Origin of the sequence: Halobacillus trueperi (assembly GCF_003386945.1) — a bacterium.
GTDB lineage: Bacteria > Bacillota > Bacilli > Bacillales > Halobacillaceae > Halobacillus > Halobacillus aidingensis.
Map to the genome: position 1 here is coordinate 158,039 of NZ_QUAE01000002.1, position 25,809 is coordinate 183,847.

Genomic DNA, 25,809 nt, shown 5'->3' on the forward strand with positions numbered 1-25,809 from the left:
TTGTATTTATCTTGATTTTTTAGTGGACGACGGTGCACTTGTTACTATTCTTACTTTCAGCCGCTTTTCTAACCATGAAATGACCTTTGCAGCGAAGAAAATAATATCTGTGGACTTATTGATGGCAAAAAATTTACCAAGGGCTTTTCCACCGACAGTAAGTGCAGCTACAATACTTGTCAGGATCACAGATATGACAATTTGGACCGTTGATCCGTCACTATAGCCGAAGTTGTTGGCCAGTTGGATGACGACAACCGCAGACGCCGTACCACTAACTATACCAGATATATCCCCTATTACGTCATTACAGAAACTTGCGAATCGATCAGCGTTTCTGACAATGGCAATCGCTTCTTTTGCTCCGTTCACCTTTTCAGACGCCATCGCATGGAAAGGCTGCTCCTGAGCAGCTGTGGCTGCGATACCTAGCATGTCGAAGACGACACCCGTAAAGACGATAATGAATACAAGGACGAGGCCGATGATCCATACCACTCCACTTAAAACGGAAGAAGATATAACTGAAAAAATAGCCGCTAACACGAATGTGATAACGGCGATACTCAAACTGAATTTTAAAGATTTTTTTAATTTGTTATCCATATATACCCTCTATATCACTAAATTGACGTGTCTTATGTAAGGAAAGGAATGGTCATGATTCAAGTAAAAATTGCGGCTTAGGTCTAGTAGGTTTTCCCAGTCGAGTACCGAATGTCACCATTCTGGCGGTTCCCCTTTAAACTCGACTCAGCCCCGTCTCCGGCAGCTGGACTAGATTGCCACTTAGTCCGCACTATAATTCCTAAATCATGTCCTGGGAACAGTCTAGGGGATTTCCCCGACAGCCTTTAGCCGTTCCTTAGCCTCTTTTGCAGTTCTGATTTCATATAGTTTCTGCATCAGCACCTCAGTGGCCATCTGAAGCTGCGTGATGTTCACTGACTATAATCCCCTCAAGAACCACTCAAGGCAGGCTACGCTGCGCATTTAGATGTTACTCCATATGCTGCAGGTTCATACCCCATTTCATAACAGCACCTGGCTCAGATGCCATTACAATAATGGGCCTCCGCGGAAGCAGGGTCAACGCCCACATGCCTTTGTGGATCGCCCTGCGACCTTAACTCCCAGCATCGACCCAAGGCTGGGCGCCTCAAGCCAACACAAGGAACTTCATCGATGTGCCCTTCGGCGGATTTTTAGGCCCGCCTTCAGGAACGGAGGGCCGACTAGAATACTGCACCATTCCTTTTGTAATCATAATATATCACATTTTGTCACGTGGCTCAATCGAAATCATTCTGCTCAATGATCACGTGTGCTCAAATAGTGAATAAGCTCAGAAAGAGTGGTTCCCTCAACACCTGCATTTACCAGAGCCTGTTGAGCCTGTTGAACGTATTTATCCTTTTGCGCTATTGCTCCATCTAATCCAAGAAGCTGTGGGTAAGTACTTTTATGGTTGCCTTCATCACTGCCCGCAGGTTTCCCGATAACCTCAGAATCTCCTGTGACGTCTAGGATGTCATCTTGAATTTGAAAAACAAGCCCAAGTGCTTCAGCCATCTCGGTCATTTCTCCGAGGACCTTTTCTGAGGCTCCGCCTAAATACGCTCCAGCGAGGATAGAGAACCTCAACAATTGCCCTGTTTTATTCCTGTGAATGTTCTCAAGGGCTTCTAAAGAAATTTCAGTACCTTCACTCAGCATGTCCTGCATTTGTCCTTCAACCATGCCTCTCGCACCGCTGGCTTTCGTCAATTCACGAACTAAATAAACGCGTTCAGCATCACTTAATCCCGCATCCTCCGTAATCACCTGGGAACTTAGCGTCAATAATGCATCTCCTGCAAGAATCGCGGTTGCTTCATCGAAGCGCTTGTGATTCGTTGGTTTTCCTCGTCTTAAATCATCATCGTCCATGGCAGGGAGATCATCATGAATCAGGGAATAAGTATGAACCATCTCGAGTGCTGAGGCGACTCCCATCACTCTCTCTTCAGGAACACGAAAAGCTTGAGCTGTCGCCATTAATAGGATTGGGCGCAACCTTTTCCCTCCAGCGTGAATGGAATATAACATAGAGTCCTGAAGACGTCCTGAAACCGTATAGTCACGGACAAGCATTTCCAGTTGCTGATTAATTCGTTGTCTTTTTTCTTTAAGGTAGTCAGCTAAATGCACCGTTCAGTCTTCCTCCTGGACAGAGAACGGTTCCAACTCACCGTGTTCATTCATGATTTGTTGCATTTGAGTCTCAACATTTCCTAGTTTTTCACTACAAAGCTTGGACAGCTTCATTCCCTCCTGATAATACTGGATCGCTTTTTCCAAGGGAACTTCTCCTGTTTCCAACTTCTCTACAATTTCTTCAAGCTGTTTCATCGCTTCCTCAAAACTGATGGTTTCCTGCTTATCTGTCATTGTCATCCTCCTTTACATCCGTTACGTGACAATCAACGATTCCGTCTTGCATTTTCAAGGAGAGGGATTGGCCTTTTGTGATCTCCGAAGTACTTTTTATGACATCTCCAGATATGTCAAAGGGAACAGCGAAGCCTCGCTTCATAATGTCTAAAGGGTTGACTAAGGTCAGTTTATCGACATTTGCATAGAACCGTTCCTTTTTCTGCTGAATAAGGGCTTGAAACCGTTTCTGCAACTGGTTCGTCTGGCGCTCCAGAGACTCTGCGCCTTCTTTGATTTTTAACTCAGGCCCTTGCTGTCGTAACCTCCGAGCCATGTTCCCCCAATGAACATGACTCGTTTGATGAAGGTGCTTCATTTGAATGGCCATACGTTCTATGACCCTATCCAAGTCTTGCTCTTTTTGCTTCATCATCTGTTCAGGATACTTGAAAGCATATGACTTTTTTAAACGCTCCAATTGTTGCTTCGCTTCTGTTTTTTTCACTTCCATTGCCCTTTGAAGACGGTGATCCATCGCCTTGACTTGATCCCGTAACTCTACAATGGATGGAACAGCAACTTCAGCTGCTCCCGTCGGTGTTGCTGCTCTTACATCTGCCACAAAATCACTGATGGTCGTGTCCGTTTCATGACCCACGGCTGAGATAATAGGGATTTCAGATGCAGCAATCGCTCTTGCAACCACTTCTTCGTTGAATCCCCATAAATCTTCGATAGAGCCTCCGCCCCGACCAACAATCAAAACATCAACATCCATTTTTTCGTTCGCATACTGAATGGCATTGACTACAGAGGAAGCCGCCCGCTCCCCCTGGACGAGCACAGGCAGGACTGTGACTGGCACAATAGGATAGCGCCTTTTTATCGTTGTCATAATATCTCGAACAGCTGCCCCTGTAGGAGAAGTAATGACACCAATGTGTTTTGGGTATGTAGGAAGAGGCTTTTTACGTTCGAGAGAAAACAAGCCCTCTTTTTCCAATCTTTCCTTCAACTGTTCAAAAGCATAGTAAAGAGCTCCGATTCCGTCCGGTTGCATTTCTTTAATATACAGCTGATATTGACCCATAGGTTCATAAACATTGATTTCCCCTTTGACGAGGACGTTCATTCCATTCTCAGGCACAAACTTCAGGGAACGGTTATTTCCAGCAAACATGACGGACTGAATTCTGGCCTGGTCATCTTTTAAGGAGAGGTACATATGCCCACGGCTGTGGTGTTTGAAATTTGAAATTTCTCCCCTCAACCAAACCGTTTTCAAATGCGGATCCCCTGAAAGTTTACGCTTAATGTACTTCGTTAGTGCCGTAACGCTCAAGTACTGATCCTGCATACCCATCCTCCTTACTGATTATGAATTCGCTTGGCCGCTTTAATCGTATTATAGAGGAGCATGGTGATGGTCATCGGCCCTACACCTTTAGGCACTGGAGTAATATGGGAAGCTACTTCTTTCGCAGACTCAAAATCCACATCACCTGTCAGCTTACCATCCACACGGTTGACTCCAACGTCAATGACAACCGCTCCTTCTTTAATATCTTCGGCTGAGATTAAGGAAGGTTTACCTGCAGCAACGATAAGAATATCTGCCTGCTTCGTATGCGACTGCAAATGATTTGTACGGGAGTGGCAATGGGTTACTGTTGCGTTTTCGTTGAGCAACAGTTGACCTACTGGTTTCCCAACCAAGTTGCTACGGCCGATGATCACCACATGCTTTCCTTCAAGTGTGATGTCTGCACGTTTAAGCATGACGAGTATTCCATACGGTGTACATGGGAAAAAGGTGTCCTGGCCAGTCATCATTTTTCCGACATTTGCCGGGTGAAATCCATCCACGTCCTTTTCTGGATGAATGGCTTCAATGATTTTTTGGTCAGAAATATGGTCAGGCACTGGTAATTGAACAAGAATTCCGTGCACAGTAGGGTCCTGATTCAATTTTTCAATCAAGTCCAGCAGTTCCCGTTCAGAAGTTTCCACTGGTAATTCAATGAGATCAGAATCCATACCGATTTTCTCAGAAGCTCGCTGCTTTCCTTTTACATAAGACATCGAAGCAGGATCTTCACCCAATATGACGACGACCAACTTCGGACGGATATCTTTTGTATGCAGTGCACTCACTTCTTCTTTCATTTCTTGACGAAGATCTTCTGCCAGTTGTTTTCCATAAATCACTTCTGCTGACATGTCCCATTTCCCCCTTATTTGTTTAAACCATTTTGGATAATACGCCGTTTACAAACTTACCTGATTCATCTTCCCCGAAAATTTTCGCAAGCTCTATCGCCTCATTAATGGCTACTTGCGAAGGGACGTCTTCTTTGTATTTCATTTCATAGGCAGCCATTCGCAGGACGGTCTTTTCTACTTTGGCTAACCGTGGAAACGTCCAATTGTCGAGATTGTCAGAAATCCATTGATCCAACTCTTCTCGATTTTGCATGACTCCATGTACGAGGTCATATAAAAACTCGTCCACTTCCTGGCCTTCGATTACATGAGCAATGGCCTCATCGGTTTCAATATCACTCGTAATCGTTTGAAAAAGCGCCTGGAAAGCTTTCTCACGTGCTGTGCGTCGTTTCATCTTCATTCTCCTTTAAGGTAATATCCGTTAGAATAATAACATTTTAGCTTGATAAAAGCCATTGTAATCAGGTGATCTCAAAATTTTGCTGCTCTTCAAACGAAAGAGCAGGAGGAAAACAAAAAAATCAGAAAGGGAGCGGCCCCCTTTCTGATTACTCTCACAATTCTTCTACTTCTACTTCTTCCTCTTTACCTGTTTCCATTTGTACACCGACAATGTGGACATTGATTTCATTAATATCAAGTGCTGTCATGTTTCTAAGCGCTTGCCTTGTGTTGTCCTGAATCTTTTGTGCTGTGTCAGGTATGGAAATCCCATAGTCCATGACTACATAAGCATCAATTAAAATGCCATTCTCAGTGAGCTCCACCTTCACGCCTTTTCCGTGGTTCTTCTTACCCAAGCGCTCAGCTACGCCAGATGCGAAATTGCCTCTCATTGAAGCAACTCCAGCTACTTCAGAAACAGCGATTCCAGCGATCACTTCGATGACTTCAGGAGCAATCTCGATGTTACCTAATGTCGATCCATCTGTCACATTCAACAATTGCTTATCACTCACAATGACCACTCCTTTTTATGATTCATCCTTCATTATAGTATATTTCTCTAAAAACTTTGTGTTAAAGTCTCCGCCAACAAATACTTCATGTTCCATCATGCGTTGGTGGAACGGGATCGTCGTATGAACACCTTCAATCACAAATTCATCAAGGGCTCGCTTCATCCTGCGAATCGCTTCATCTCTATCACGACCATACGTAATCAACTTAGCGACCATAGAATCATAATAAGGCGGAATCATGTAGCCAGGATAGGCAGCTGAATCGACTCTTACACCAAGGCCTCCTGGAGGTAGGTACATATCGATTTTTCCAGCTGAAGGCATAAAGTTTTTGTGAGGGTTTTCCGCATTGATCCTGCATTCAATGGACCAACCTTCGAATTCAATTTCTTCCTGCTTGAAGGAAAGTTCATTATTATCTGCAATCAACAACATTTCTTTGATCAAGTCTACACCTGTAACCATTTCTGTAACGGGGTGTTCAACTTGGATTCTTGTGTTCATTTCCATAAAGTAGAAAGAATCATCTTCTTTGTCGTAGATAAACTCAACGGTACCCGCACCTGAATAGTTAACGGCAAGAGCAGCTTTTACTGCTGCATCTCCCATTTTCGCACGCATAGCTTCTGAAATAGCTGGAGACGGTGTCTCTTCAATCAGCTTTTGAAGGCGGCGTTGAATGGTACAATCCCTTTCACCAAGGTGAACAGCGTTGCCGTGGTTATCGGCAAGGACCTGAATTTCGACGTGGCGGAAATCTTCAATGAATTTTTCGATATAGACACCAGGATTTCCGAAAGCAGTCTCTGCTTCCTGCTGGGTCATGCGAATTCCTTTTTTCAAGTCTTCCTCATTGCGGGCTACACGGATCCCTTTTCCGCCCCCGCCTGCTGTCGCCTTAATAATGACAGGGTAACCGATCTCTTCAGCAACTTTTAACCCATCTTCTTCGTCTTTGATGATGCCTGCTGAGCCAGGAACAACTGGTACACCTGCTTCTCTCATCGTTTCACGAGCAACGTCCTTCGTCCCCATCTTTTGGATGGCGTAGGAGGAAGGTCCAATGAAAGTGATGTTACACTCTTCACACATCTCTGCGAACTCTGCATTTTCAGAAAGGAACCCGTATCCTGGATGGATCGCATCTGTCTCCGTCAATGTGGCTAGGCTCATAATGTTCGTATAGTTCAAATAACTATCTTTACTAAGCGTCGGACCGACACAATACGCTTCATCAGCCATCTGAACGTGCAATGCTTCTTTGTCAGCTTCAGAATAAACCGCGACCGTTTCAATCCCCACCTCTTTACAAGCGCGGATGATCCGGACTGCGATTTCTCCTCTGTTTGCTATCAGAACTTTTTTAATCAACGTCTCAAACCCCCGTTTACTTGGACTTCACGCGGAACAACGGCTGTCCATATTCCACTAGTTCACCGTCTTTAACGAGAATCTCAACGATCTCCCCAGATACTTCCGCTTCAATCTCATTAAATAATTTCATCGCTTCAACGATACAGACAACGGAATCTTCTTTGACTGTGTCTCCTACTTTCACATACACATCCTCTTCAGGAGAAGGTGATGCGTAGAAAGTTCCGACCATCGGTGATTTCACCTCTGCATCGTAATCGGCGTTCCCTTGAGCTTTAGGAGCTTCTTTCTCAGCTGTGTCTTCTTTAGCCTCTTGTTTAGGCGCTTGCTCAACAGCTTCTTGTTTAGGCTCTGTTTTTGGTGGAGCTTGTACTGGTTGTTGGACTTGTACAGGTTGAGAAACAACCTCTCCCTGTGGCTTTTTCATGTGGACTTTAGTTCCGTTTGCTTCATAAGAAAACTCATCGATATTGGATTGATCAATCAACTTAATGATTTCTCTGATTTCTTGTACCTTTAGCATTTGTGGCACCCCTCTTATGTAAAGTTACTTTTTATAAACTGGTACTAATACCTCTTCATATTCTATTATACATTACCACCTCCCTGCAACTCGCGACAAGAAGAACCCCCAGTAATATTCTGACAACTATTCCACAATAGTTCCCTTTTCTTGAAGACTCAGTTTCGAGATAACCGGGGTTTGTTTGCTTTTTTTGAGCGTCAGGGGTGGCTGAGAAGCTACTCGCTTTCCTGTGGGGGAGCGCAGAGCTTCCTCGGGCTGCGCCCTGTGGGATCTCGCCTGTCTCCTTCTCCCACGGGAGTCTCGCAGCTTCCCAACCACCCCATTCCATATGGAACAGAAACGAACCCCTATGCCAAGATGAGGGGGGGTCACACCATACTCAGAAGTAGGCATAAGGAGCTTTATATCAGACTTTCGGGCTTTGAATGACTACTGTAGAGAGTATGATATTATCCATTTAGCTTGAGTACACAAGCAGCGTTTCCAGACATAGTTTAGAGACACTTACATGGCAAAGGGGCGAAGGGGAATGGCGAGACTCCTGCGGGAAGAGAGGGCTAGGTGAGACCCCACAGGACGGAGTCCGAGGAGGCTCAAGAAGACAGAAGAAGTTCGATTAAGTTCGGCACGTCCTGTGCCAACATCGAACGACCCCACATCGTGTGGGGCCCCGCGGAAAGCGAGTTATTCCCCGCAGCCCCCATCCACTCAATAAAATTCTCGAAACTGAGTCTTCAAGAATCCTGCCAGATAGCTTAATAACAAATGTAGGAAAACCATAAAAAAGCCTCACTCCTTTTTTAAGGAGTGAGGCTTTTGTTTCATTTTCAGCCTGCTGGCTGAAATTGGACTTGGACTTCTTTTTGCCCGAATTCATCAGAGACCATTTGAATGATGTTGTTCGTTTCTGTCTTCGATAACTCATCCGCTTTTACTGTAACGTGGACGACGTCATCTTCCGCTCTTACTAGTACATCATCATAGGATGCACTTGCACGGATTGTATTTTCGATGATGGATTCTTTGGATTGGTTTGCTTTGATTGTTTCCATTTTTTCTAAAGCTTCATTTTTCTCTTCTGTACTAAAGTCACTGGAGGCAACGATTTCGGATAGCTGTTCTTGCATTTGATCCCGTTGATTTTGCATATCCAGACGGATTGCTGAGAAAAGTTCATCTGTAGAAATTTGCGAAATGACCGTACCATCACCTGTGGTTTCCACACCCTCTTCTCCTGCTGCATCTTCTGTAATTTCTGCCCATTCGTCTTCCTGGATGAAGGCCATTTCACCATTGTCCGGGGATGTCATGTAATATACACTTAGAACAATCAAGAGACTCAACATTGTCAACAACCAAACTGTTTGTTTTTTAACCAAAGTAACCCCTCCTTATTGTTTAGGCAAAACAGAAATCCTGTGAGTCGGGACATCCAAAACTCTAGAGACAGCCTCCACCACCCACGCTTTCACCTGCATTTGATCGACCCCCTCGGCTGTTACGAAAACCCCGCTTACGTCCGGCTTAGATGTTTGCGTTAGCAGCGGAACTTCTCGATCGCCTTGGCGGACGAGAACTAGCTGCTGTTCTCTCGAATAATCCTCAATTTCACGTTCCCCTCCGTTCTTATCATTTTCCTTGGTGGTTTGTTTTCCGACGATTAAATTTTTATCGTACACCTTTTTATGTGTCGATGACAGATTGATCATAATGTCCACAGCGCTCACCCCTTGAATGTTTTCAAGAAGAGGCTTGAGCTGTTTTTCGTATTCTTTTTCCAACTGTGAAATAGAGTCCGTCATTTCAGGAGTTTGTGCAGCCGCTGCGCCCTCTCCTGATTGACTCTGGACATTTCCTTCATCAAGAGCTGGTGAAGGAGGGTCGTTCGGCTGAAACCAATTGCTTGTTAAAATAATCAACACTCCAATAATGCCAATGGCGATCAAATACTTCGTTTTATTCAGCTTTCTCCCCTCTTTGTTTGATAGAGGTTCCGTCAGCTTGTTCCACCATTTATTCATCCTCATCCTCCCAGCGGATAATGATTTGTTCTTTTTTCAAGTCAAGATAGTCAGCGACCCATTTTAATAATTCTGGATCTTGCTTTTCTTCTTCTGTATCCCCTTCATCCATGACAGAGATCTCTACATCTTCGACCGACTGGGTCAGTTCATTACGAGAAAGTGTGAGAGTCAGCTTGTCCAGCGTTTCCAAACTGTAAGGTTGTTGATGGAAGCTCATTTCCACATCGACGAGAACCAGGTTTTGCTCTTCCTTTAATGGTGTTTCAATTTCAGCTGCAAGAGCCTGGGTAACTTGTTCTAATTTATATGCATCTTGTCCGGCGAGTATTTCATTTTTCTTGGATTCTACATTTTCCTCGAAAACTTCTGCGTCCAATTGTTGCTGCATCGTCTGATCTGCACGTTGGACAAGGCGATCAGGATCAATATTTAAAATTTGTAAAAGCGGCCCCATAAAGATCAGTAGTAGCAAAATAGACATGACCAGCCGGGCGTACTTCTTCATTACGCCAGACGGGAGAAGGGCATCAGCTACCATCGCTAATAAGAGAAACAGAACAATTTTTGTGATCCACTCAATGAGATATTCCATGTTCACCACCCTATCTGACCATCATCGTAATGTTACTTGCCGCCACCATGATGACGATGACAAGAAAGAACATCATGGAAACCATTAGTAGTGCTGCGAATATATAAAAAATGTGCCTGCTGACGACATCCATCGCCTGGATGATCGGCCCGTCTCCCAGCGGCTGAAGAAGAGCTGCTGCAATTTTATAGATCAGCGCTATGGCTAACACTTTAATAGCAGGAAATACTGCGATTCCTAGTAATATGACGACACCCGCAATTCCTAGTGTGTTTTTTAGTACAAGGGAAGCCCCAAGGATTGTATCGGTGGCATCCGTAAACAATCTCCCGACCACGGGTACAAAATTTCCTGTGACAAAGCGAGCCGTTTTCATCGTAATGCCATCTTGCACCGCGGTCACCGTCCCCTGGACAGATATCACTCCAAGAAATATGGTTAAAAACACACCCATGATCGCCATGCCAGTTTTCCTCAGAAGTTCAGCCAGTTGATCCACTTTATACGTCTCATTCAAACTTCCCACAATCAGCAAGAGAGCGGAGGATGCAAACAATGGGATGAGTAAGTATTTAACCAGCAGGCCACTGGATTGGACGAGTGCAATGATAATAGGGTGAAAAAAGGAAATCGACATCAAGTGACTGAATGAAGCCATGATTCCTAGAAGAAGAGGAATCAATCCGATCATGAAGCTGCTCATCCGTTCAATGGCCCCTAGTGTATATTCAATAACTTGCCGGAAACTCTCAAGTGCAAGTGTCAATAAAACAAGGTAAACCACCATGTAGGCAATCTTACTTACTACAGAATTTTCGAATGCTGACTGCACCGAATGAAGCAAAGTACTGAATAATGTTAAAAACAATAAGGAAGCAAGCAACTTTCCGTTTAAGAGAAGCTCATGGAAAAAGAACTCCAGAATCCCAGAAAACCAATCCGATGATTCAACTGAACTTTCACTTTGAATAAATTCACGAAAATTATTCGTATGAAAGCTGGGTAGATAATCTCCATACTGCTGATTCAATTGATTCCAATTTTCCTCCAACTCTTCTGTGGAGACATGGTCGAGCATAGAAATATCAGAATCTGCAGGGGAGGGAGATGCAGCAACGACGATTGGAGAGCTCAAGCAACCGATAACAATTAGGCAACACAACAATATCCGTTTCATGGCATCCCTCCCGAGTTTCCTATGCCCCTGGAATAAAATCCAGAATGGTCTCAATGACAGCTGTAACAATCGGTATGGCAAGCATCAATATAAACAATTTCCCTGCTAATTCCACTTTAGAAGCCAAGGAATTGAGTCCAGCATCTCGGATAAGCTGAGCTCCAAATTCTGCAATATAGGCTATGCCGATAATTTTCAGGATCGTCTTGAAATACACAGGCTCAACCTGAGCCTTTTCTGCCATGTAAGACAACAGTGCAAAGATATGCCTGACCTGATCAAGAATGGTTAAGAACAGGATGATGACTGTAAATAAAAGGAGAAGAAAAGCGACCGAAGATTTGTGTTCCTTTAAGAGTAAAATCAATAGGGCCGCAACTAATCCTAATGAGACAATTTGAATGATATCCATGGGTTACCCCTGATAAAGAAATACAGACTTAATTTCTTGAAACAGATCGGCGAGCCTGTGAAGGACGATGAATAATACAATGATGAAACCTGTCAACGTCACAGCCTGTGCAATCTCTTCTTTTCCCATCTGTTTCAGGATGCTATGGATCATCGCGACAATAATACCTACACCAGCGATTTGGAATAATATCGTTGCATCTTGGAGCACAATGCCTCTTCCCCCTTTTGTAAAATCCATGATTACCTTACGAAACGAGCTAAATGATTAAAATGATGACGAGCAGCCCGCTTAATATCCCCATCCCTTTCGCCATCTTCTGATATTGATCACCGACTTCCAGGGCATCATGAAGTTCGCGGTCCAGGTGATGGATGGTAAGTTGAATTTGTTTTTGCTGCTGCTCCAGGTCGTGCTGTCCAAGCGTCCTCCCAAACTGCATCAGTATTTCAAATTCGTTTTTCGACATTGCGTTCAGCGACCAGTGTTTCTTTAACTCCTTGGACCATAAGGAATAGAAGTCATCCCAGACTCCATTTTCGTTCAGGATCCCTCCAAAGAACTGGTTTATAGGTTTCGGTAAATGTGTAGATAAATTCTCACACACTTCCAAAAGCGAAGACTGTCCATAGACCATCTCTGCTTCTATCATCTGTAATGCATTTTTCCATTGGCGAATATGACCTGGGCGCTTCTTGAAACGGGAAGCCATATCAAACCCTGCCCAGGTCGTAACGGTCAATACGATGACGGCCCCGATCCATTGCATCCGATCCCCTCCCCTTGCCATGCCCCAGTACTACTCCCGTGTGATCAAGTACTGTCCAATTTCTTTCTCTTTGAGATGACATTCGATCCAGGACAACATAACGTTGAAATACTTCCTCCTCCATCAACTGTTTTGCTGATGGACGCTTCTTTACACCCGAAAAACTTTGACCATGAATGCTGCAAATGACCTCTACCCCTGTATAAGTCGCCTCCCGGACAGCTTCCGCATCTTTTTGTCCACCAATTTCATCTACAATTAATACTTCTGGTGACATGGAACGGATCATCATCATCATGCCTTCTGCTTTAGGACAAGCATCCATCACATCTGTGCGGAACCCGACATCCAGCTGAGGAACCCCCCTCATGCTTGCTGCAATTTCAGAACGCTCGTCCACAATGGCGACCTTTGCTGCTCGATACCCCTCTTGATTGGATCCAATGTAACGCCCCAATTCCCGAAGAAGTGTTGTTTTCCCTGAATGCGGAGGCCCGATGACCATCGTACTCATCCATCGCCCGGATTGATAAAGGTACGGAATGAGAGGTTCAATATTTCCGGAAGTAGCTCTTGCCACCCTGATGTTCATAAAGGATATGTGCTTTAACGTTTCCACATGATCTTGATGGGTGTTCGTCTTTCCTGCTAAACCTACCCTGTGACCACCCTCAATCGTAATAAAGCCTTCTTTCAACTCTTCCTTGAAACGATAGAGTGAGAACTGGCTGATCTGGTTCAGGACGAAAGAGAGGTGATCAACAGTCATGACTGCCGTATCAATGGAATCATGACGATTATTTTCAAGAATCTCTATCGGACGACCAATCCTTAAACGGATCTCCTGCACACTCTTCCACTGGACCTCACTTTTTAAGAGATGTTGGATAGAGGGCGGGAACAAACGTAAAATCTCCTTCATCCTCTCCTACTCCTTTATTAGGTTTACTTCATATGTATGTGCTTCTTACGGGCTTATGACTGTGATATGGTATAAAACTAGAAGATTTCGAGAGAGGAACTAGAGGGGGTGATAGAGCGATTGATAGAAACTACTTGCCATACCTTTTAAGCTATATGGCAGGATTCTTGAAGGTTCAGTTTCGAGATATTTATTGAGTGGATGGGACTACGGGGAATGACTCGTTTCCGCGGGAGCGCATTGAGCCTCCTCAGGCTAAAGCCTTGCGGGGTCTCACCGAGCACTCATTTCCCGCAGGAGTCTCGCCATTCCCCTCCGCCCCTTTGCCATGGAAGATTCTCGAAACCACTTCTAGAAAATCAGCTTTTACCATTAACGATAGTGGATCATATAAACCGCTCCACAGAACGTAAAAGCTTGATGCAGAGCACTTTATACTTCTAACAGTGAGATAGTGAAAGACAATCCAACTTGGTAAAGGGGTTCGTTTCTCACCTACATCGAATGGGGTGGTTGGGAAGCTGTGAGACTCCCGTGGGAGAAAGGAGATAGGCGAGATCCCGCAGGACGCAGTCCGAGGAAGCTCGGCGCTCCCCCACAGGAAAGCGAGTAGCTTCCCAGCCGCCCCGATGCTCAACCAGGCAACGAACCCCGGAAACATCTCGAAGCTGAGTCTTCCACAATCGGGAGCTTATATGGAAGAATAGTTTTTCGCTTTGGGGTTTCTGGATGTTTAACACAAAAAAAAGAACCTGCCCTGATTGGACAAGTTCTTTTGAAGATCAAGATTATGCGCGGGATACGTATTTGCCATCTGTTGTACTGATGACCAATACTTCACCTTCATTGATGAAGAATGGCACTTGGACAGTAAGGCCAGTTTCAAGCGTTGCAGGTTTTGTACCTCCACTTGCTGTATCGCCTTTAATGCCAGGTTCTGTTTCTGTAACTTCGAGCTCAACGTTCTTCGGTAATTCGACACCGATCGTTTCACTTTCATAGGACTGGATTTGTACTTCCATGTTCTCTTTCAAATAGTTTAGCTGCTCCTGGATGGTAGCTGTAGGGATTTCCACTTGCTCATATGTCTCCATATCCATAAATGCATGCATATCGCCATTAGCATATAGGTATTGCATTTTACGGTTTTCAATGTGAGCACGCTCTACTTTTTCACCGCCACGGAACGTTTTTTCCTGAATATTGCCATTGCGAAGGTTGCGGAGTTTCGAACGAACAAAAGCCGCGCCTTTCCCCGGCTTTACATGTTGGAAATCCATCACTTGCCAGATATCACCTTCTACTTCAATCGTCAGACCTGTACGAAAATCGTTTACTGAAATCATTTGACTTCCTCCTTTTAATTACAACGTGATTAATTCTTTGGTAGACTTGCTCAATCGTTCATTCCCTGTTTTCGTAACGATTGTATCATCTTCAATTCGGCAGCCGCCGACGTTCGGAACATAAATGCCCGGTTCTACGGTCACGACCATACCTTCTTCAAGCGTGACATCAGAACGGAAGGAAAGTCCAGGACCTTCATGGACATCCAGTCCAATACCATGACCTGTCGAGTGACCGAAATACTCGCCATACCCTTTTTCTTTAATATAATCACGTGTCAGCGCATCCGCTTCCTTGCCGGTGATGCCTTCTTTTATTCCTTCCATACCTTTTAACTGGGCTTGTAAAACGGTATCATAGATTTCCTTTAATTGATCATTGATTTCGCCTACAGCTACAGTTCTTGTGATATCAGAACAATACCCTTTGTAAAGGGCACCAAAATCGAGCGTCACAAGCTCTCCGGATTGGATTTCCTTATCGGAGGCCACCCCGTGAGGCAGAGCTGAACGGTAGCCTGATGCAACGATAATATCAAAACTTGAAGAGGTTGCCCCTTGTTTACGCATGAAGAACTCAAGTTCATTCGATACATCAATCTCCTTCACACCGGGCTTTATGTAACCAAGAATATGTTCAAAAGCATCATCAGCAATCTTAACGGCATCCTTTAATATACTAATCTCCTCATCCGTCTTAATCAAGCGTAATTTTTCCACAAGGCCTGATGTAGGGACAAGTTCTGCTTCTAAAGCTTCGTCATATTGTTCAAAAAGGGTGTAGGTGACATGATCTTTTTCAAACCCTATTCGTTTCAACCCTAATTCTTTAACTTTTTCAGCTACCGTTTTCGGCATAGGCGTTTTATGTTCGAGGATTTCAAACTCTTTCGCTTGCTCTGCCGCTTGTTCTGTATAACGGAAATCTGTAATTAAAACAGCGTCATCCCTCGTCACTATAAGAGCTCCGGAAGAACCGGCAAAACCTGATATATACCTTCTGTTTTTCGGACTCATAATTAAAAGACCGTCTAATTCATTTGAAGCAATCGCTTTTCTTAAATTTGAAAGTTTACTCACGAATGATTTCTCCCTTCACTTTCTATCTTTTGGATCATCCCCAAAGCTGCTAATCGGTAGCCATCGATTCCAAATCCGACCACTTGTCCTGAGCATACCGGCGCTAACATCGAGATGTGGCGGAAAGATTCCCGTTCATGGACATTTGAAATATGGATCTCTACCACAGGTTTTGAGATTGCACTGATGGCATCCCGTAAAGCGATGCTCGTGTGTGTATAAGCTGCGGGGTTAATGATGATACCCTCAGCTTCTTCTTCAGCCCGCTGAATCCAGTCTACGAGATCTCCCTCATGATTGGATTGAAAAGATGTGACTTCATACCCATAATCGGCGGCCGCTTGCTCCACCAATGTCACAACATCATCAAGAGACTTTTTTCCGTACGTATCCGGCTCCCTCTTGCCTAACCTATTCAAATTCGGCCCATTGATTAAAAACAGCCGCTTCTTCCCCATTCACCAATCCCACCATTTCCAAAATTGTCATACACTTTAAGTTTATCATACTCTCCCTTTATTTGAATAAGAATTCACTGTCTCATTGAACTCTCTGTATTCATAGGAAATGGAATACCCGATAAAAACCCCGTATAAAATAAATAAACAGCCTGTTGTAACCCATGTATCACTATTCAATTCCATAAAGGTTGGAATTGCCGGAAAAATCGGGGTCAATAGAAAATAAACGATTGCCCATAGCCCTATTCCATAAAAGGCCCCTGGCCACATGCCATTCCTTTTTTTCAAGAGAAGGTAGTAAATGAGAGCCGTTCCCAATGATAAAATACCAACAATGAGCACAGCTAACACTTCAGCAAGCCATGTTCCGGTCCAATCCGTCTGCCAAAATGAACGGAAAATGAAGGATGCAGGAGACACCTCTGTGAAATTGAAATAATAAGCGAATGCCCCTAAACCACTCCATAAAATCCCGGCAGTAAAACCTGTGACTAATGCTTTTGCTATGACACTTTGCTGTGGCTCTTGTTGTCTTTGGTCTTTTTGTTTTTCAGCCATCTTCATCACCTCTATTCTCATTTTAACCAACCCCAATTTTTTCATGCTCTTTTCAATTGTTGGGCTAGTGATTCATAAAGATTTGAGGTAAAATAAAAGTCCAACCAATTTTATTATTCTATTGTTTAAAAAGCCCTTTTGAAGGAAAGAGTTTACTAAAAGGTACTCTTTCACCATTCAAAAATAATGATGGGCCTGCATATTTTATTCTATAAAGGAAACAATCTTAAATAGCACATAACAGCCTACAATCCGCCGCATCTGATGATGAATAGTGTTGAAATAAGGGTATAGTTCAATAACCAGATATTCATAGTCGACCACTACGAGAAGGGAGGAAAATATCATGCGTAATTGGATGACTCCTATCATTTACACATTGATCGGTTTAGCCATCTTCTTTGTTGGCATTCAGCTGTTTACGAACACGACTGGCTTTCTCACTTCGATCGTCATGATGATCGGAATCGCCGCTCTCATTTATGGAGCCATCTACTTCTTCTTCCTCCGCAAACGCGGTTTTGGAGGAGCAGCAGGTGGAAACCGAAATGAAATGAAAAAATACAAGCAAGCGGTGAAGCAATCCAAACAGAAATACAAGCAACCAACTCCTGCAATTAAGAAAAGTCCTGTAGCCAAAGCACAGACCAAGGCCTCTTCGTTAGGTAGAAAAAACCGAAAACGTTCGAATGCGCCTCAGCTTCGTGTTATTGAAGGAAATAAAAGCAAAGGAAAAAATCGAGCCACCTTTTAATGGCTCGATTTTTTTATTTCATATTTTCGTATCATCTGCTCCACCTTCGTAAAAATTTGCTCGCATGTTCACGACCTAATTCCATCAAAGTCTCTTTTTCTTCTTTACTCATATCAAAATCCGTCGTTTCCACTCCACTGACCGGAATGAAGATAATATCCTTACTCAAAGCCTTGGAAATGTACCTTGCATCATGAGCTTGCTGCATCGTTTTAAAAAGTGCGTGGAACATTTGAATCGCATTTTTGATCTTCTGTTCAGGTAGTTTATCTGGTTCATCACTTAACTTCATTCCAATTACAGGCCTGGTACGGCATCCGTCCTGCTTTTCCCAAATCCACAGAGGGAAATTACTCAATACGCCACCATCTACAATAATAGACCTTCCGCGTTTCCCATGGATTTTTACTGGAATGAAAAAGTACGGGAGTCCTGAGCTCATCCTTACTGCTTTTGCTACAGAGAAAGTAGCCGGATCAATGCCGTAAACTTTCTTTAAATCATCAGGGATGACGACAATTCGCCCTAGCGTCAAATCAGAACAGATCACCTTTAATGACCCAGGCGGTAAGTCCGCAAAAGTTCGAACACCTTTTTCATTAAGCCACTCCTCCAACACATTTTCCAACTGATTCCCTTTATACAGCCCCATACGGTAATACAAAAGAAGCCATTTCATAAATGGAAACAGGCGATCCGTCAATGGAACGTCTACTAGACTAAGAAACGAAAGATTATTGAGTCTTTCCTTCAGTTCTTTAGCTGTGTAGCCGGCAGCTGTCAAACTCGCTAAAATGGCACCAGCGGATGTTCCAGCCATTCGTTTGAATGTGTATCCTTGCTCTTCTAGTTCTTCAAGAGCACCAATGAAAGCAAGGGCCTTCACACCGCCACCGGAAAAAACTCCGTCCACTTTCATCCTGCTTCACCCCACTTTACTACATTATAAACCCGGGTTTGGCAAATTAGAACGAAAGCAAACGAATCCAAATGGAAGGACATTTATGCTGTTAAACCCTGTCTTTCTCTGACACTTAGTACCTCCTTTTCAGTTTCGAGACTTTCGAGCGGGGAATGGTTGCCGAAAAGCGATCCCCCCACACGTCCCTGAAGAACCATAAACATTTCGCAATTAATCCTACAAGATGACTGACCTATCCTATGGGTAAAGAAGTCCATCAGCAAAAAAAACGCATGGAATTCCATGCGTTTTTTCTATTCATCATTCTGTTCTTCATTCTTTTTTTGTACTTCTCTTAACGAATCTACACGGTCTGGTTTCTCATCAAAATATTGAACGAGATCACCGATGCGGTCGATGGAATTCCAACTCATGTGGTGTTCAATTCCTTCAACATCATCGTAAATGTTCTCCTGGTCGACCCCGATAATCTCTAAAAACTGCTCTAATAACTCGTGCCGATAAACGAGACGCTTTCCGACTTTTTTTCCTTTTGGTGTTAAAATCAATCCTCGGTATTTTTCATAGTTCAAGTATTGGTCTCGATCAAGTTTTTGAACCATCTTCGTAACGGATGATGGATGCACCTGCAGATTTTCAGCAATATCAGAAACTCGTGCATATCCTTTATCTTCAATCAAAATATATATTTGTTCAATATAATCTTCCATGCTAGGTGTCGGCATGTTGAACCCCCAATACCCTGTCTTATGTACACGCCCTGAACTGTATGAAGGACGGTTTTTATAGCATATGTTTCCACATCCAAATGATACACCAGATTCCTAACGGTGACAAGCAAGGCCTGTGCTCATGTGTTTTTTGTCTCTCGAACACGAACAAACTTATGGATAGAGCAAGAGTTGATGAAGCATATGGAAAAAAATTAACCGGCCGTTAAAAACGGCCGGTTGTTTTCTTTACAATCCACACTTCAGTTGGGCGTTACAATTCGTACAAGTATTACAACCACCAATATCTTCAACCGTTCCCTGGCGACAAACTGGACACGTATCTCCTACTTCAGATCCGATCGTCACGTTAGTCTTGTCGAGTTCATGGATAGTATCCATAAGAACAACGTGTGGTTTTTTGTCTTCATCTTCGAACAGTTCCGTCTGTTCTCCCTCGAAGTCGTTTTCTTCTGCTTTCAAAGATAATACTTGACTATCTCTACTTCCATCGACATACACCGTACCACCTTTGGCACCTCCACGATATAGTCGTTGGTATACTCTTTCCACTTCTTCGACTGTGTACCCTTTCGGAGCGTTGACAGTCTTAGATATACTGCTATCCACCCAGCGCTGTATAATGCATTGTGTATCTGCGTGGGCTTCCGGACTCATTGTCATTGCAGTGATGAACCAATCTGGGAGCTCATTTGGATCTTGTTCCGGATGAGCATCCAAATATTCCTGAAGAATATCTGCTTTCACCTCGATAAATTTACCCAACCGTCCGCTTCGGTAATAGGAGAATGAAAAGTAAGGCTCTAGTCCTGTACTTACGCCAACCATTGTGCCTGTACTTCCTGTAGGTGCAACGGTTAAGAGATGGGAGTTTCTAATTCCATACGCAAGCACATCTTGGCGTATATCTTCTGGCATTTCCTTCATATAACCGGTTTGAATAAAACGTTCGCGCAGCTCTTTCGTCTCTGCATCCGTTTTTCCTGTTAAGAACGGAAAGCTTCCTTTTTCTTTCGCAAGTTCAATGGATTCACGATAGGCCGTGGTCGCGATGGCTTCAAAGATTTCATCGACCAGTTGATTTCCTTCTTCTGATCCATAAGTGGTTTCACAATAAATCAACAAGTCATGCAGCCCCATAACACCAAGTCCAATTCTTCGTTCTCCCAAGGCCTGTACTTTATTTTCTTCCAGGAAATAAGGGGTTGCATCAATTACATTGTCCTGCATGCGGACACCACGACGAACCGTTTTCTTTAGCTTTTCAAAGTCGACCTGCTTACTCTCTTTATCTGCAACATTTGCCAGGTTGACCGCCGCCAGATTACAAACAGAATAAGGGGCAAGCGGCTGTTCCCCGCAAGGATTCGTAGCGACTACCTTCTGCCCATATGCAGTTGCATTTGTTTTTTCATTGGCATTATCAATAAAGAATATACCCGGCTCAGCCGAATACGTAGCGCAAATATTGATGAGGTTCCATAGTTCGCTCGCTTTTACTTTACGATACGTGCGCACACCGAATCCGCGCGCTTCCCATTCACGAACATCACCACTTTGATGCCATTCTTCATTGTAGATTTCCATTTCTTCCGCTGTATAATTTTCAACATCCGGGAAGCGAAGGTCATAATCCGCGTCATTTTCCACTGCTTCCATGAACTCATTCGTGATACAAACAGAGATGTTGGCTCCTGTCAGGAATTCAGAATTATGAACAGTATAATTTCCACCCAAATAAAGCTTCTCTTCAGCTTCTTGAATGCTCTGGTCCGTAAATCCTCCTTGTCCTTGAATGTGCTTATAATTGACCACACTCTGGTACAAGTCTTTCTCAGTTTCAGTGAGAGGCGTAAACTTCAATTTATCTTTAGCCAACTGCTTGATCGACTCATCCTCGGTGTTCTCAATGAGGAAACGGAGAATTCTTGTATTTTGCATCTTAGAAATAATAAACTCCAGGATGTCGGGATGCCAGTCAGCTAACATGATCATTTGCGCCCCGCGTCTTGAACCGCCTTGTTCCACTAGGTGTGTAAGCTTCGCTATATCATCGAGCCAGGAAACCGAACCTGAAGATTTACCATTCACTCCTCTAGCCAGCGTGTTCCGAGGACGTAGCGTCGAGCCGTTTGTTCCAACTCCACCTCCACGGGACATGATCTCCATCACTTGCTTACGGTGATCCGATATTCCTTCACGGGAGTCTTGAATGTATGGCATCACATAACAATTAAAATACGTTACGTCGGTTTGTGAACCTGCGCCGTACAAAACACGTCCAGCTGGAATGAAATTCAACCCTGATAATTCTTCATAAAAATCGTTAAAGCTTTGTTGTTTCTTTTCTGGATCTGTTTCTACTTCTGAGAGCCCGGACGCATTACGAAGTGCAATCTGTTCGTAATAGACTTCCAGAGGTTTATCGATTGTATCAAGATTACGTTTGATCAATCCTGTCTTTCGTTCTTCTTCATGCTCGAGAACATTTACAAATTCATCTTCCACTCTCACAATCGCCTGGTGGGACTGCCAATCAATGGAATGAATAAACCCAAATCCCCGAGCAGGAAACTTCGGATCGTCCTTAACTGTAAGAACAACGAAATCTCCCTCTGCAAGAGTTAACTTTTCTGTATCTTTAAACGCATACCTATCAAGCATCACTAGTCTTGAAACACCTTTGTGCGTAATCGTCATGGATTCAGTTATCTCATGGACCTGTGGAAATTGCCTGATATCAGCATTAAGGCGCTCCACATCAATTTTCGTGTGTACATCTATGGAGGTGGTCGTCTGCATTTTGCATCTCTCCCTTTAAACTAAAAACTAAATAATTTTCATTTGATATAAGTAACATACCACATCTACAAAAAGATAATCAATATATTGTGTTGTGGTAATTTTCAGTCACCATATATTGTGCTGTTGAACGAATGTGTAGAAACTTGTCAATCAAAAAATCTTGAGATATTAAACGTATGACCCAGAGATTAAAAGAAAAACCAGCTCTCTGTTGTTTCTTTCAGCTTTTTCATCATTTGCATACAACTACCATCTACAATCCTCGACAAAATAACACTTTCACTCAAGTTTCGTAAAAATTTTTTTGAAATACTCCTCATTCCCTCCTATAATAGATAGAGGAATAGAGAAATGAGGGGGATGGAAAGATGGATTTATGGATCTTAATCGCAGCGGTCCTATTGGTTATCGCTTTCGGTTTGTATAGATTCTTCAAAGCAAGAAAAATCATGACCACATTACCAGAAGACAAGTTCCGCGAAGGCTACAGAAAAGCCCAGTTGATTGATGTTCGTGAACCGAAGGAATTTGATGGCGGCCACATCTTGGGAGCAAGAAATATTCCTTTATCTCAAATGAAAAACCGCCTTATTGAAATCCGTAAAGACAAACCTGTTTATCTATACTGCCAAAGCGGTGCCCGTTCTGCACGTGCCGCAATGATGCTCCACAAACAAGGATATGAAGACCTCAATATGCTTGAAGGTGGATTCAAAAAGTGGAATGGCAAAATCAAAGCGAAAAAGTAATCACCCTCCCGGTTCCCTAAGAACCGGGATTTTATTTTTTCTTCCCATTAAACTATCGCTCCCCACGGAAAGCGAACCTTTTCCCGGAGCCCCTAAACTCCCACAAAAGTCTCGAAATCAATTCTTCCACAATCCTGCCATATTGTTTAAGAGATAAAACCCGGAGTCCATATGTAGATGGACTCCGGGTTTTTGTTATAGCTCTTTTTGGTATCTTAATACAGGTTTACGTGCTGCTTGCGTTTCGTCCATACGACTCACAATCGTTGTATGAGGAGCCTCTTGGACTATTTCAGGGTCATTCTTAGCTTCTTGTGCGATTTGAATCATACGATCAATGAAGTCGTCCAGCGTTTCTTTTGATTCCGTTTCCGTCGGCTCGATCATGAGGGCCTCTTCCACATTAATCGGGAAATAAATGGTCGGCGGATGATAGCCGAAGTCAAGGAGACGCTTCGCCATATCCAATGTGCGGACCCCAAGTTTTTTCTGACGTTTTCCTGACAAAATGAATTCGTGTTTACAATGACGGTCGAATGGAAGATCAAATTCCTCTTGAAGACGTCGCATCATGTAATTCGCATTGATAACGGCGTATTCGCTCACTTTTTTCAAGCCTTCTGGTCCCATCGTACGGATGTACGTATAGGCACGGACGTTAATTCCGAAGTTCCCATAGTAAGGCTTCACTCTCCCAATGGATTGTGGGCGGTCATAATCAAACACATACAGATCATTTTCCTTCGTCAAAATCGGTGCTGGTAAGTATTCAGCGAATTCTGCGGTTACGCCGACAGGGCCTGACCCTGGGCCTCCGCCTCCGTGAGGACCTGTGAATGTCTTATGAAGGTTCAAGTGAACGACATCAAAGCCCATGTCTCCTGGTCGTGCATAGCCAAGAATTGCGTTAAGGTTCGCTCCATCATAATAGAGCTTACCACCAGCTTCATGCACAATCGCTGCCATTTCTTCAATATCCTCTTCAAACAAGCCGAGAGTATTCGGGTTGGTGAGCATTAAGGCTGCCGTTTGCTCATCGACCACTCGTTTCAAATCTTGTAGGTCTACAAGACCTCTTTCATCCGATTTGACCGTTACCGCTTCAAAACCTGCGACTGTAGCTGAGGCAGGGTTCGTACCGTGAGCAGAGTCCGGTACAATGACTTTCGTCCGGTTCGTCTCTCCTCTTGCTTCATGATAAGCACGGATCATCATTAATCCTGTCCATTCACCGTGTGCGCCGGCAGCTGGCTGTAAAGTAACGGTATCCATTCCAGTGATCGCTGCCAGAGACTCTTGCAAATCATACATTAAATGTAGAGCCCCTTGGACACTTTCTACCGGCTGGTAAGGATGGATATGACTGAATCCAGTCAGCCTCGCTACATCTTCATTCATTTTCGGATTATATTTCATTGTGCAAGATCCAAGAGGGTAAAAGCCTGAATCCACGCCATGATTCCTTTTGGAAAGGGCGGTGTAGTGGCGCATAATTTGAAGCTCACTTACCTCCGGAAGGTCCGGTTCACTTTTTCTGACATAGGCTTCTCCGATCATGTCATCGACATCTGTGTCGGGTACATCGAACTCTGGCAAACTATAACCCGTACGACTTTCTTGGCTTAATTCAAATATCAATGGAAAGTCCTGATTAGACATGAAGATCCCCCATTTCCTTGACAAACGTATCTATCTCTTCTTTTGTCCGGATTTCTGTTACAGCTACTAACATACAGTTCTTCAGTCTTTCATCGACCTCACCAAGGTCATAACCTCCGATGATCCCTTGATCAAGCAGCTTGTGGTTAACCTCTTTTACGTCTTTGTCTAATTTGACTACAATTTCATTGAAAAATGCTCCATCAAAAACAACCTCTAAGCCATTTTGCTGGAGTTGTTTCTTCATATAGGCTGCTTTTTGGATGTTCATCCAGGACATCTTTTTCAGTCCCTGTTTGCCAAGCGAAGACATCGCTACGGATGAAGCAAGAGCATTCAAGGCCTGATTGGAACAAATGTTGGAGGTGGCTTTATCACGACGAATATGCTGCTCTCTTGCCTGTAAAGTCAACACAAAGCCGCGACGTCCTTCCTCATCCACCGTCTGACCGACGAGTCTCCCCGGTACTTTTCTCATCAATTTTTTCGTTGTTGCAAAATACCCACAGTGCGGGCCTCCATACTGAGCTGGTATTCCGAAAACTTGAGCATCTCCGACAACGATATCGGCTCCAAATTCACCTGGAGGCGTTAAGTATCCTAATGCGAGAGGGTTGCTTGATGTAATCATCATCGCTTTTTTCTGTGTATCCACAATAGCTCTAACCTGCTCCAGTGGTTCGATTTGACCGAAAAAGTTCGGGTACTGGACCACAACACTTGCCGTGTTTTCATCAATTTCTCTTTCTAATTGCTCAAGGTCTGTTCGGCCATCCTTATGGTCAATCTCCACCACTTCAACCCCAGGTCCTTTAACATAGGAATGGATAACAGCTAATGATTCAGGGTGAATCGCTTTCGAAACGAGAACTTTCTTTTTCTTCGTTTGTCCTGCAGACAGGTTGACCGCTTCAGCTAAAGCCGTCCCGCCATCATACATCGAGGAGTTCGCCACATCCATTCCTGTCAATTCACAAATCATCGTTTGGAATTCAAAGATCGCCTGCAGCTCCCCTTGAGAAATTTCAGGCTGATAGGGAGTATAGGCCGTGTAGAATTCCGATCTTGAAATCACATGATCTACAATTGAAGGAATGTAATGATCATAGACACCCGCCCCAAGAAAAGAGGTATGAGATTTCAAATGGACATTCTTTTCCGCAAGTTCCGTTAATTCTTTCATCAGTTGAAATTCATTTTTAGGTTCTTTGATTTCTAAATCACCGTTAAAACGGATACTTTCGGGTATATCTGAGAAAAGTTCATCGGAGTGCTGAACACCGATCACATCCAGCATTTCTTTTTTATCTGTTTCTGTCATGGGCAAATAACGAAACTCCATACT

General features: G+C 43.7%; 28 protein-coding genes. 2 read left to right on the forward strand and 26 right to left on the reverse strand.

Annotation, left to right across the window (positions count from 1 at the left end; all coding sequences use genetic code 11):
* Positions 1-6 precede the first annotated feature (6 nt).
* The 21 genes from DYE48_RS03365 to DYE48_RS03475 form a co-directional block, all read right to left on the reverse strand.
* Positions 7-606 carry a hypothetical protein gene (locus tag DYE48_RS03365; protein ID WP_089651773.1) on the reverse strand — a complete coding sequence of 200 codons (600 nt, stop codon included), beginning with the start codon at positions 604-606 and terminating at the stop codon, positions 7-9.
* A 705-nt stretch (positions 607-1,311) separates the two neighbouring features.
* Entirely contained in the window at positions 1,312-2,190 is an 879-nt protein-coding gene (locus DYE48_RS03370) for a polyprenyl synthetase family protein (protein WP_244199363.1), read from the reverse strand.
* 3 nt (positions 2,191-2,193) lie between these two features.
* Complete coding sequence (locus DYE48_RS03375) at positions 2,194-2,436, reverse strand: exodeoxyribonuclease VII small subunit (protein WP_425269282.1); 243 nt, start codon at positions 2,434-2,436, stop codon at positions 2,194-2,196.
* Positions 2,420-3,772, reverse strand: a complete 1,353-nt coding sequence (gene xseA, locus DYE48_RS03380; protein ID WP_115822422.1) for an exodeoxyribonuclease VII large subunit — start codon at positions 3,770-3,772, stop codon at positions 2,420-2,422. Before xseA ends, DYE48_RS03375 begins: the two co-directional genes overlap by 17 nt.
* A gap of 11 nt (positions 3,773-3,783) precedes the next feature.
* Positions 3,784-4,635 carry a bifunctional methylenetetrahydrofolate dehydrogenase/methenyltetrahydrofolate cyclohydrolase FolD gene (gene folD, locus DYE48_RS03385; RefSeq protein WP_115822423.1) on the reverse strand — a complete coding sequence of 284 codons (852 nt, stop codon included), beginning with the start codon at positions 4,633-4,635 and terminating at the stop codon, positions 3,784-3,786.
* Positions 4,636-4,657: 22 nt separating this feature from the next.
* Positions 4,658-5,035 carry a transcription antitermination factor NusB gene (nusB, locus tag DYE48_RS03390; RefSeq protein WP_115822424.1) on the reverse strand — a complete coding sequence of 126 codons (378 nt, stop codon included), beginning with the start codon at positions 5,033-5,035 and terminating at the stop codon, positions 4,658-4,660.
* Between the two features lie 160 nt (positions 5,036-5,195).
* The gene (locus DYE48_RS03395; protein ID WP_115822425.1) at positions 5,196-5,600 is read right to left on the reverse strand and encodes an Asp23/Gls24 family envelope stress response protein; all 405 of its coding nucleotides are present in this window, start codon (positions 5,598-5,600) and stop codon (positions 5,196-5,198) included.
* A gap of 15 nt (positions 5,601-5,615) precedes the next feature.
* Positions 5,616-6,974: an acetyl-CoA carboxylase biotin carboxylase subunit gene (gene accC, locus DYE48_RS03400; protein WP_115822426.1), complete on the reverse strand. Its 1,359-nt coding sequence runs from the start codon at positions 6,972-6,974 to the stop codon at positions 5,616-5,618.
* 16 nt (positions 6,975-6,990) lie between these two features.
* Positions 6,991-7,500 carry an acetyl-CoA carboxylase biotin carboxyl carrier protein gene (gene accB, locus DYE48_RS03405; RefSeq protein WP_089651766.1) on the reverse strand — a complete coding sequence of 170 codons (510 nt, stop codon included), beginning with the start codon at positions 7,498-7,500 and terminating at the stop codon, positions 6,991-6,993.
* 830 nt (positions 7,501-8,330) lie between these two features.
* Positions 8,331-8,882 carry a SpoIIIAH-like family protein gene (locus DYE48_RS03415; RefSeq protein WP_089651764.1) on the reverse strand — a complete coding sequence of 184 codons (552 nt, stop codon included), beginning with the start codon at positions 8,880-8,882 and terminating at the stop codon, positions 8,331-8,333.
* A 12-nt stretch (positions 8,883-8,894) separates the two neighbouring features.
* Complete coding sequence (gene spoIIIAG / locus DYE48_RS03420; protein ID WP_115822428.1) at positions 8,895-9,524, reverse strand: stage III sporulation protein AG; 630 nt, start codon at positions 9,522-9,524, stop codon at positions 8,895-8,897.
* Positions 9,517-10,119: a stage III sporulation protein AF gene (spoIIIAF, locus tag DYE48_RS03425; RefSeq protein ID WP_115822429.1), complete on the reverse strand. Its 603-nt coding sequence runs from the start codon at positions 10,117-10,119 to the stop codon at positions 9,517-9,519. Before spoIIIAF ends, spoIIIAG begins: the two co-directional genes overlap by 8 nt.
* Before the next feature lie 10 nt (positions 10,120-10,129).
* A complete protein-coding gene (spoIIIAE, locus tag DYE48_RS03430; RefSeq protein WP_115822430.1) occupies positions 10,130-11,296 on the reverse strand; it encodes a stage III sporulation protein AE in 1,167 nt (388 codons plus the stop codon).
* A 19-nt stretch (positions 11,297-11,315) separates the two neighbouring features.
* Positions 11,316-11,708 carry a stage III sporulation protein AD gene (gene spoIIIAD / locus DYE48_RS03435; RefSeq protein WP_089651760.1) on the reverse strand — a complete coding sequence of 131 codons (393 nt, stop codon included), beginning with the start codon at positions 11,706-11,708 and terminating at the stop codon, positions 11,316-11,318.
* Between the two features lie 3 nt (positions 11,709-11,711).
* Positions 11,712-11,918: a stage III sporulation protein AC gene (gene spoIIIAC / locus DYE48_RS03440; protein WP_089651759.1), complete on the reverse strand. Its 207-nt coding sequence runs from the start codon at positions 11,916-11,918 to the stop codon at positions 11,712-11,714.
* Between the two features lie 49 nt (positions 11,919-11,967).
* Entirely contained in the window at positions 11,968-12,477 is a 510-nt protein-coding gene (spoIIIAB, locus tag DYE48_RS03445; RefSeq protein ID WP_115822431.1) for a stage III sporulation protein SpoIIIAB, read from the reverse strand.
* A complete protein-coding gene (gene spoIIIAA, locus DYE48_RS03450) occupies positions 12,422-13,399 on the reverse strand; it encodes a stage III sporulation protein AA (protein ID WP_115822432.1) in 978 nt (325 codons plus the stop codon). The genes spoIIIAB and spoIIIAA overlap by 56 nt, the downstream gene beginning before the upstream one ends.
* A gap of 788 nt (positions 13,400-14,187) precedes the next feature.
* Positions 14,188-14,745 carry an elongation factor P gene (gene efp / locus DYE48_RS03460; RefSeq protein ID WP_089651755.1) on the reverse strand — a complete coding sequence of 186 codons (558 nt, stop codon included), beginning with the start codon at positions 14,743-14,745 and terminating at the stop codon, positions 14,188-14,190.
* Positions 14,746-14,763: 18 nt separating this feature from the next.
* Positions 14,764-15,825: a M24 family metallopeptidase gene (locus tag DYE48_RS03465; RefSeq protein ID WP_115822434.1), complete on the reverse strand. Its 1,062-nt coding sequence runs from the start codon at positions 15,823-15,825 to the stop codon at positions 14,764-14,766.
* A complete protein-coding gene (aroQ, locus tag DYE48_RS03470) occupies positions 15,822-16,283 on the reverse strand; it encodes a type II 3-dehydroquinate dehydratase (RefSeq protein ID WP_115822435.1) in 462 nt (153 codons plus the stop codon). Before aroQ ends, DYE48_RS03465 begins: the two co-directional genes overlap by 4 nt.
* A gap of 45 nt (positions 16,284-16,328) precedes the next feature.
* Positions 16,329-16,844 (reverse strand): YqhR family membrane protein, encoded by a 516-nt coding sequence (locus tag DYE48_RS03475; protein WP_115822633.1) that lies wholly within the window; start codon positions 16,842-16,844, stop codon positions 16,329-16,331.
* 346 nt (positions 16,845-17,190) lie between these two features.
* Here DYE48_RS03475 and DYE48_RS03480 point away from each other — a divergent pair, with 346 nt between their 5' ends.
* The gene (locus tag DYE48_RS03480) at positions 17,191-17,598 is read left to right on the forward strand and encodes an SA1362 family protein (protein WP_089651751.1); all 408 of its coding nucleotides are present in this window, start codon (positions 17,191-17,193) and stop codon (positions 17,596-17,598) included.
* A gap of 31 nt (positions 17,599-17,629) precedes the next feature.
* On the opposite strand, the gene DYE48_RS03485 is transcribed toward DYE48_RS03480, so the two are convergent.
* The 3 genes from DYE48_RS03485 to DYE48_RS03495 all read right to left on the reverse strand — a co-directional run bounded on the left by DYE48_RS03485 (position 17,630) and on the right by DYE48_RS03495 (position 22,053).
* The gene (locus DYE48_RS03485) at positions 17,630-18,517 is read right to left on the reverse strand and encodes a patatin-like phospholipase family protein (protein ID WP_089651750.1); all 888 of its coding nucleotides are present in this window, start codon (positions 18,515-18,517) and stop codon (positions 17,630-17,632) included.
* 296 nt (positions 18,518-18,813) lie between these two features.
* Positions 18,814-19,245, reverse strand: coding sequence for a transcriptional regulator MntR (mntR, locus tag DYE48_RS03490; protein WP_115822436.1), 432 nt, complete (start codon positions 19,243-19,245; stop codon positions 18,814-18,816).
* A 234-nt stretch (positions 19,246-19,479) separates the two neighbouring features.
* Positions 19,480-22,053 carry a vitamin B12-dependent ribonucleotide reductase gene (locus DYE48_RS03495; RefSeq protein ID WP_115822437.1) on the reverse strand — a complete coding sequence of 858 codons (2,574 nt, stop codon included), beginning with the start codon at positions 22,051-22,053 and terminating at the stop codon, positions 19,480-19,482.
* Between the two features lie 371 nt (positions 22,054-22,424).
* Between DYE48_RS03495 and DYE48_RS03500 the strand changes: the two genes are divergently transcribed.
* The gene (locus DYE48_RS03500) at positions 22,425-22,805 is read left to right on the forward strand and encodes a rhodanese-like domain-containing protein (RefSeq protein ID WP_115822438.1); all 381 of its coding nucleotides are present in this window, start codon (positions 22,425-22,427) and stop codon (positions 22,803-22,805) included.
* 195 nt (positions 22,806-23,000) lie between these two features.
* Here DYE48_RS03500 and gcvPB read toward each other — a convergent pair whose 3' ends face one another.
* Positions 23,001-24,464 (reverse strand): aminomethyl-transferring glycine dehydrogenase subunit GcvPB, encoded by a 1,464-nt coding sequence (gene gcvPB, locus DYE48_RS03505; RefSeq protein ID WP_115822439.1) that lies wholly within the window; start codon positions 24,462-24,464, stop codon positions 23,001-23,003.
* Positions 24,457-25,806, reverse strand: a complete 1,350-nt coding sequence (gene gcvPA / locus DYE48_RS03510) for an aminomethyl-transferring glycine dehydrogenase subunit GcvPA (RefSeq protein WP_115822440.1) — start codon at positions 25,804-25,806, stop codon at positions 24,457-24,459. The genes gcvPB and gcvPA overlap by 8 nt, the downstream gene beginning before the upstream one ends.
* Between the last annotated feature and the right edge of the window lie 3 nt (positions 25,807-25,809).

Coding starts and splice junctions, on each gene's coding strand:
- DYE48_RS03365 (WP_089651773.1), bottom strand. CDS start 606: ATGGATAACAAATTAAAAAAATCTTTAAAATTCAGTTTGAGTATCGCC.
- DYE48_RS03375 (WP_425269282.1), bottom strand. CDS start 2,436: ATGACAATGACAGATAAGCAGGAAACCATCAGTTTTGAGGAAGCGATG.
- xseA (WP_115822422.1), bottom strand. CDS start 3,772: ATGCAGGATCAGTACTTGAGCGTTACGGCACTAACGAAGTACATTAAG.
- folD (WP_115822423.1), bottom strand. CDS start 4,635: ATGTCAGCAGAAGTGATTTATGGAAAACAACTGGCAGAAGATCTTCGT.
- nusB (WP_115822424.1), bottom strand. CDS start 5,035: ATGAAACGACGCACAGCACGTGAGAAAGCTTTCCAGGCGCTTTTTCAA.
- accB (WP_089651766.1), bottom strand. CDS start 7,500: ATGCTAAAGGTACAAGAAATCAGAGAAATCATTAAGTTGATTGATCAA.
- spoIIIAG (WP_115822428.1), bottom strand. CDS start 9,524: ATGAATAAATGGTGGAACAAGCTGACGGAACCTCTATCAAACAAAGAG.
- spoIIIAF (WP_115822429.1), bottom strand. CDS start 10,119: ATGGAATATCTCATTGAGTGGATCACAAAAATTGTTCTGTTTCTCTTA.
- spoIIIAE (WP_115822430.1), bottom strand. CDS start 11,296: ATGAAACGGATATTGTTGTGTTGCCTAATTGTTATCGGTTGCTTGAGC.
- spoIIIAD (WP_089651760.1), bottom strand. CDS start 11,708: ATGGATATCATTCAAATTGTCTCATTAGGATTAGTTGCGGCCCTATTG.
- spoIIIAB (WP_115822431.1), bottom strand. CDS start 12,477: ATGCAATGGATCGGGGCCGTCATCGTATTGACCGTTACGACCTGGGCA.
- spoIIIAA (WP_115822432.1), bottom strand. CDS start 13,399: ATGAAGGAGATTTTACGTTTGTTCCCGCCCTCTATCCAACATCTCTTA.
- efp (WP_089651755.1), bottom strand. CDS start 14,745: ATGATTTCAGTAAACGATTTTCGTACAGGTCTGACGATTGAAGTAGAA.
- aroQ (WP_115822435.1), bottom strand. CDS start 16,283: ATGGGGAAGAAGCGGCTGTTTTTAATCAATGGGCCGAATTTGAATAGG.
- DYE48_RS03475 (WP_115822633.1), bottom strand. CDS start 16,844: ATGGCTGAAAAACAAAAAGACCAAAGACAACAAGAGCCACAGCAAAGT.
- DYE48_RS03480 (WP_089651751.1), top strand. CDS start 17,191: ATGCGTAATTGGATGACTCCTATCATTTACACATTGATCGGTTTAGCC.
- DYE48_RS03485 (WP_089651750.1), bottom strand. CDS start 18,517: ATGAAAGTGGACGGAGTTTTTTCCGGTGGCGGTGTGAAGGCCCTTGCT.
- mntR (WP_115822436.1), bottom strand. CDS start 19,245: ATGCCGACACCTAGCATGGAAGATTATATTGAACAAATATATATTTTG.
- DYE48_RS03495 (WP_115822437.1), bottom strand. CDS start 22,053: ATGCAGACGACCACCTCCATAGATGTACACACGAAAATTGATGTGGAG.
- DYE48_RS03500 (WP_115822438.1), top strand. CDS start 22,425: ATGGATTTATGGATCTTAATCGCAGCGGTCCTATTGGTTATCGCTTTC.
- gcvPB (WP_115822439.1), bottom strand. CDS start 24,464: ATGTCTAATCAGGACTTTCCATTGATATTTGAATTAAGCCAAGAAAGT.
- gcvPA (WP_115822440.1), bottom strand. CDS start 25,806: ATGGAGTTTCGTTATTTGCCCATGACAGAAACAGATAAAAAAGAAATG.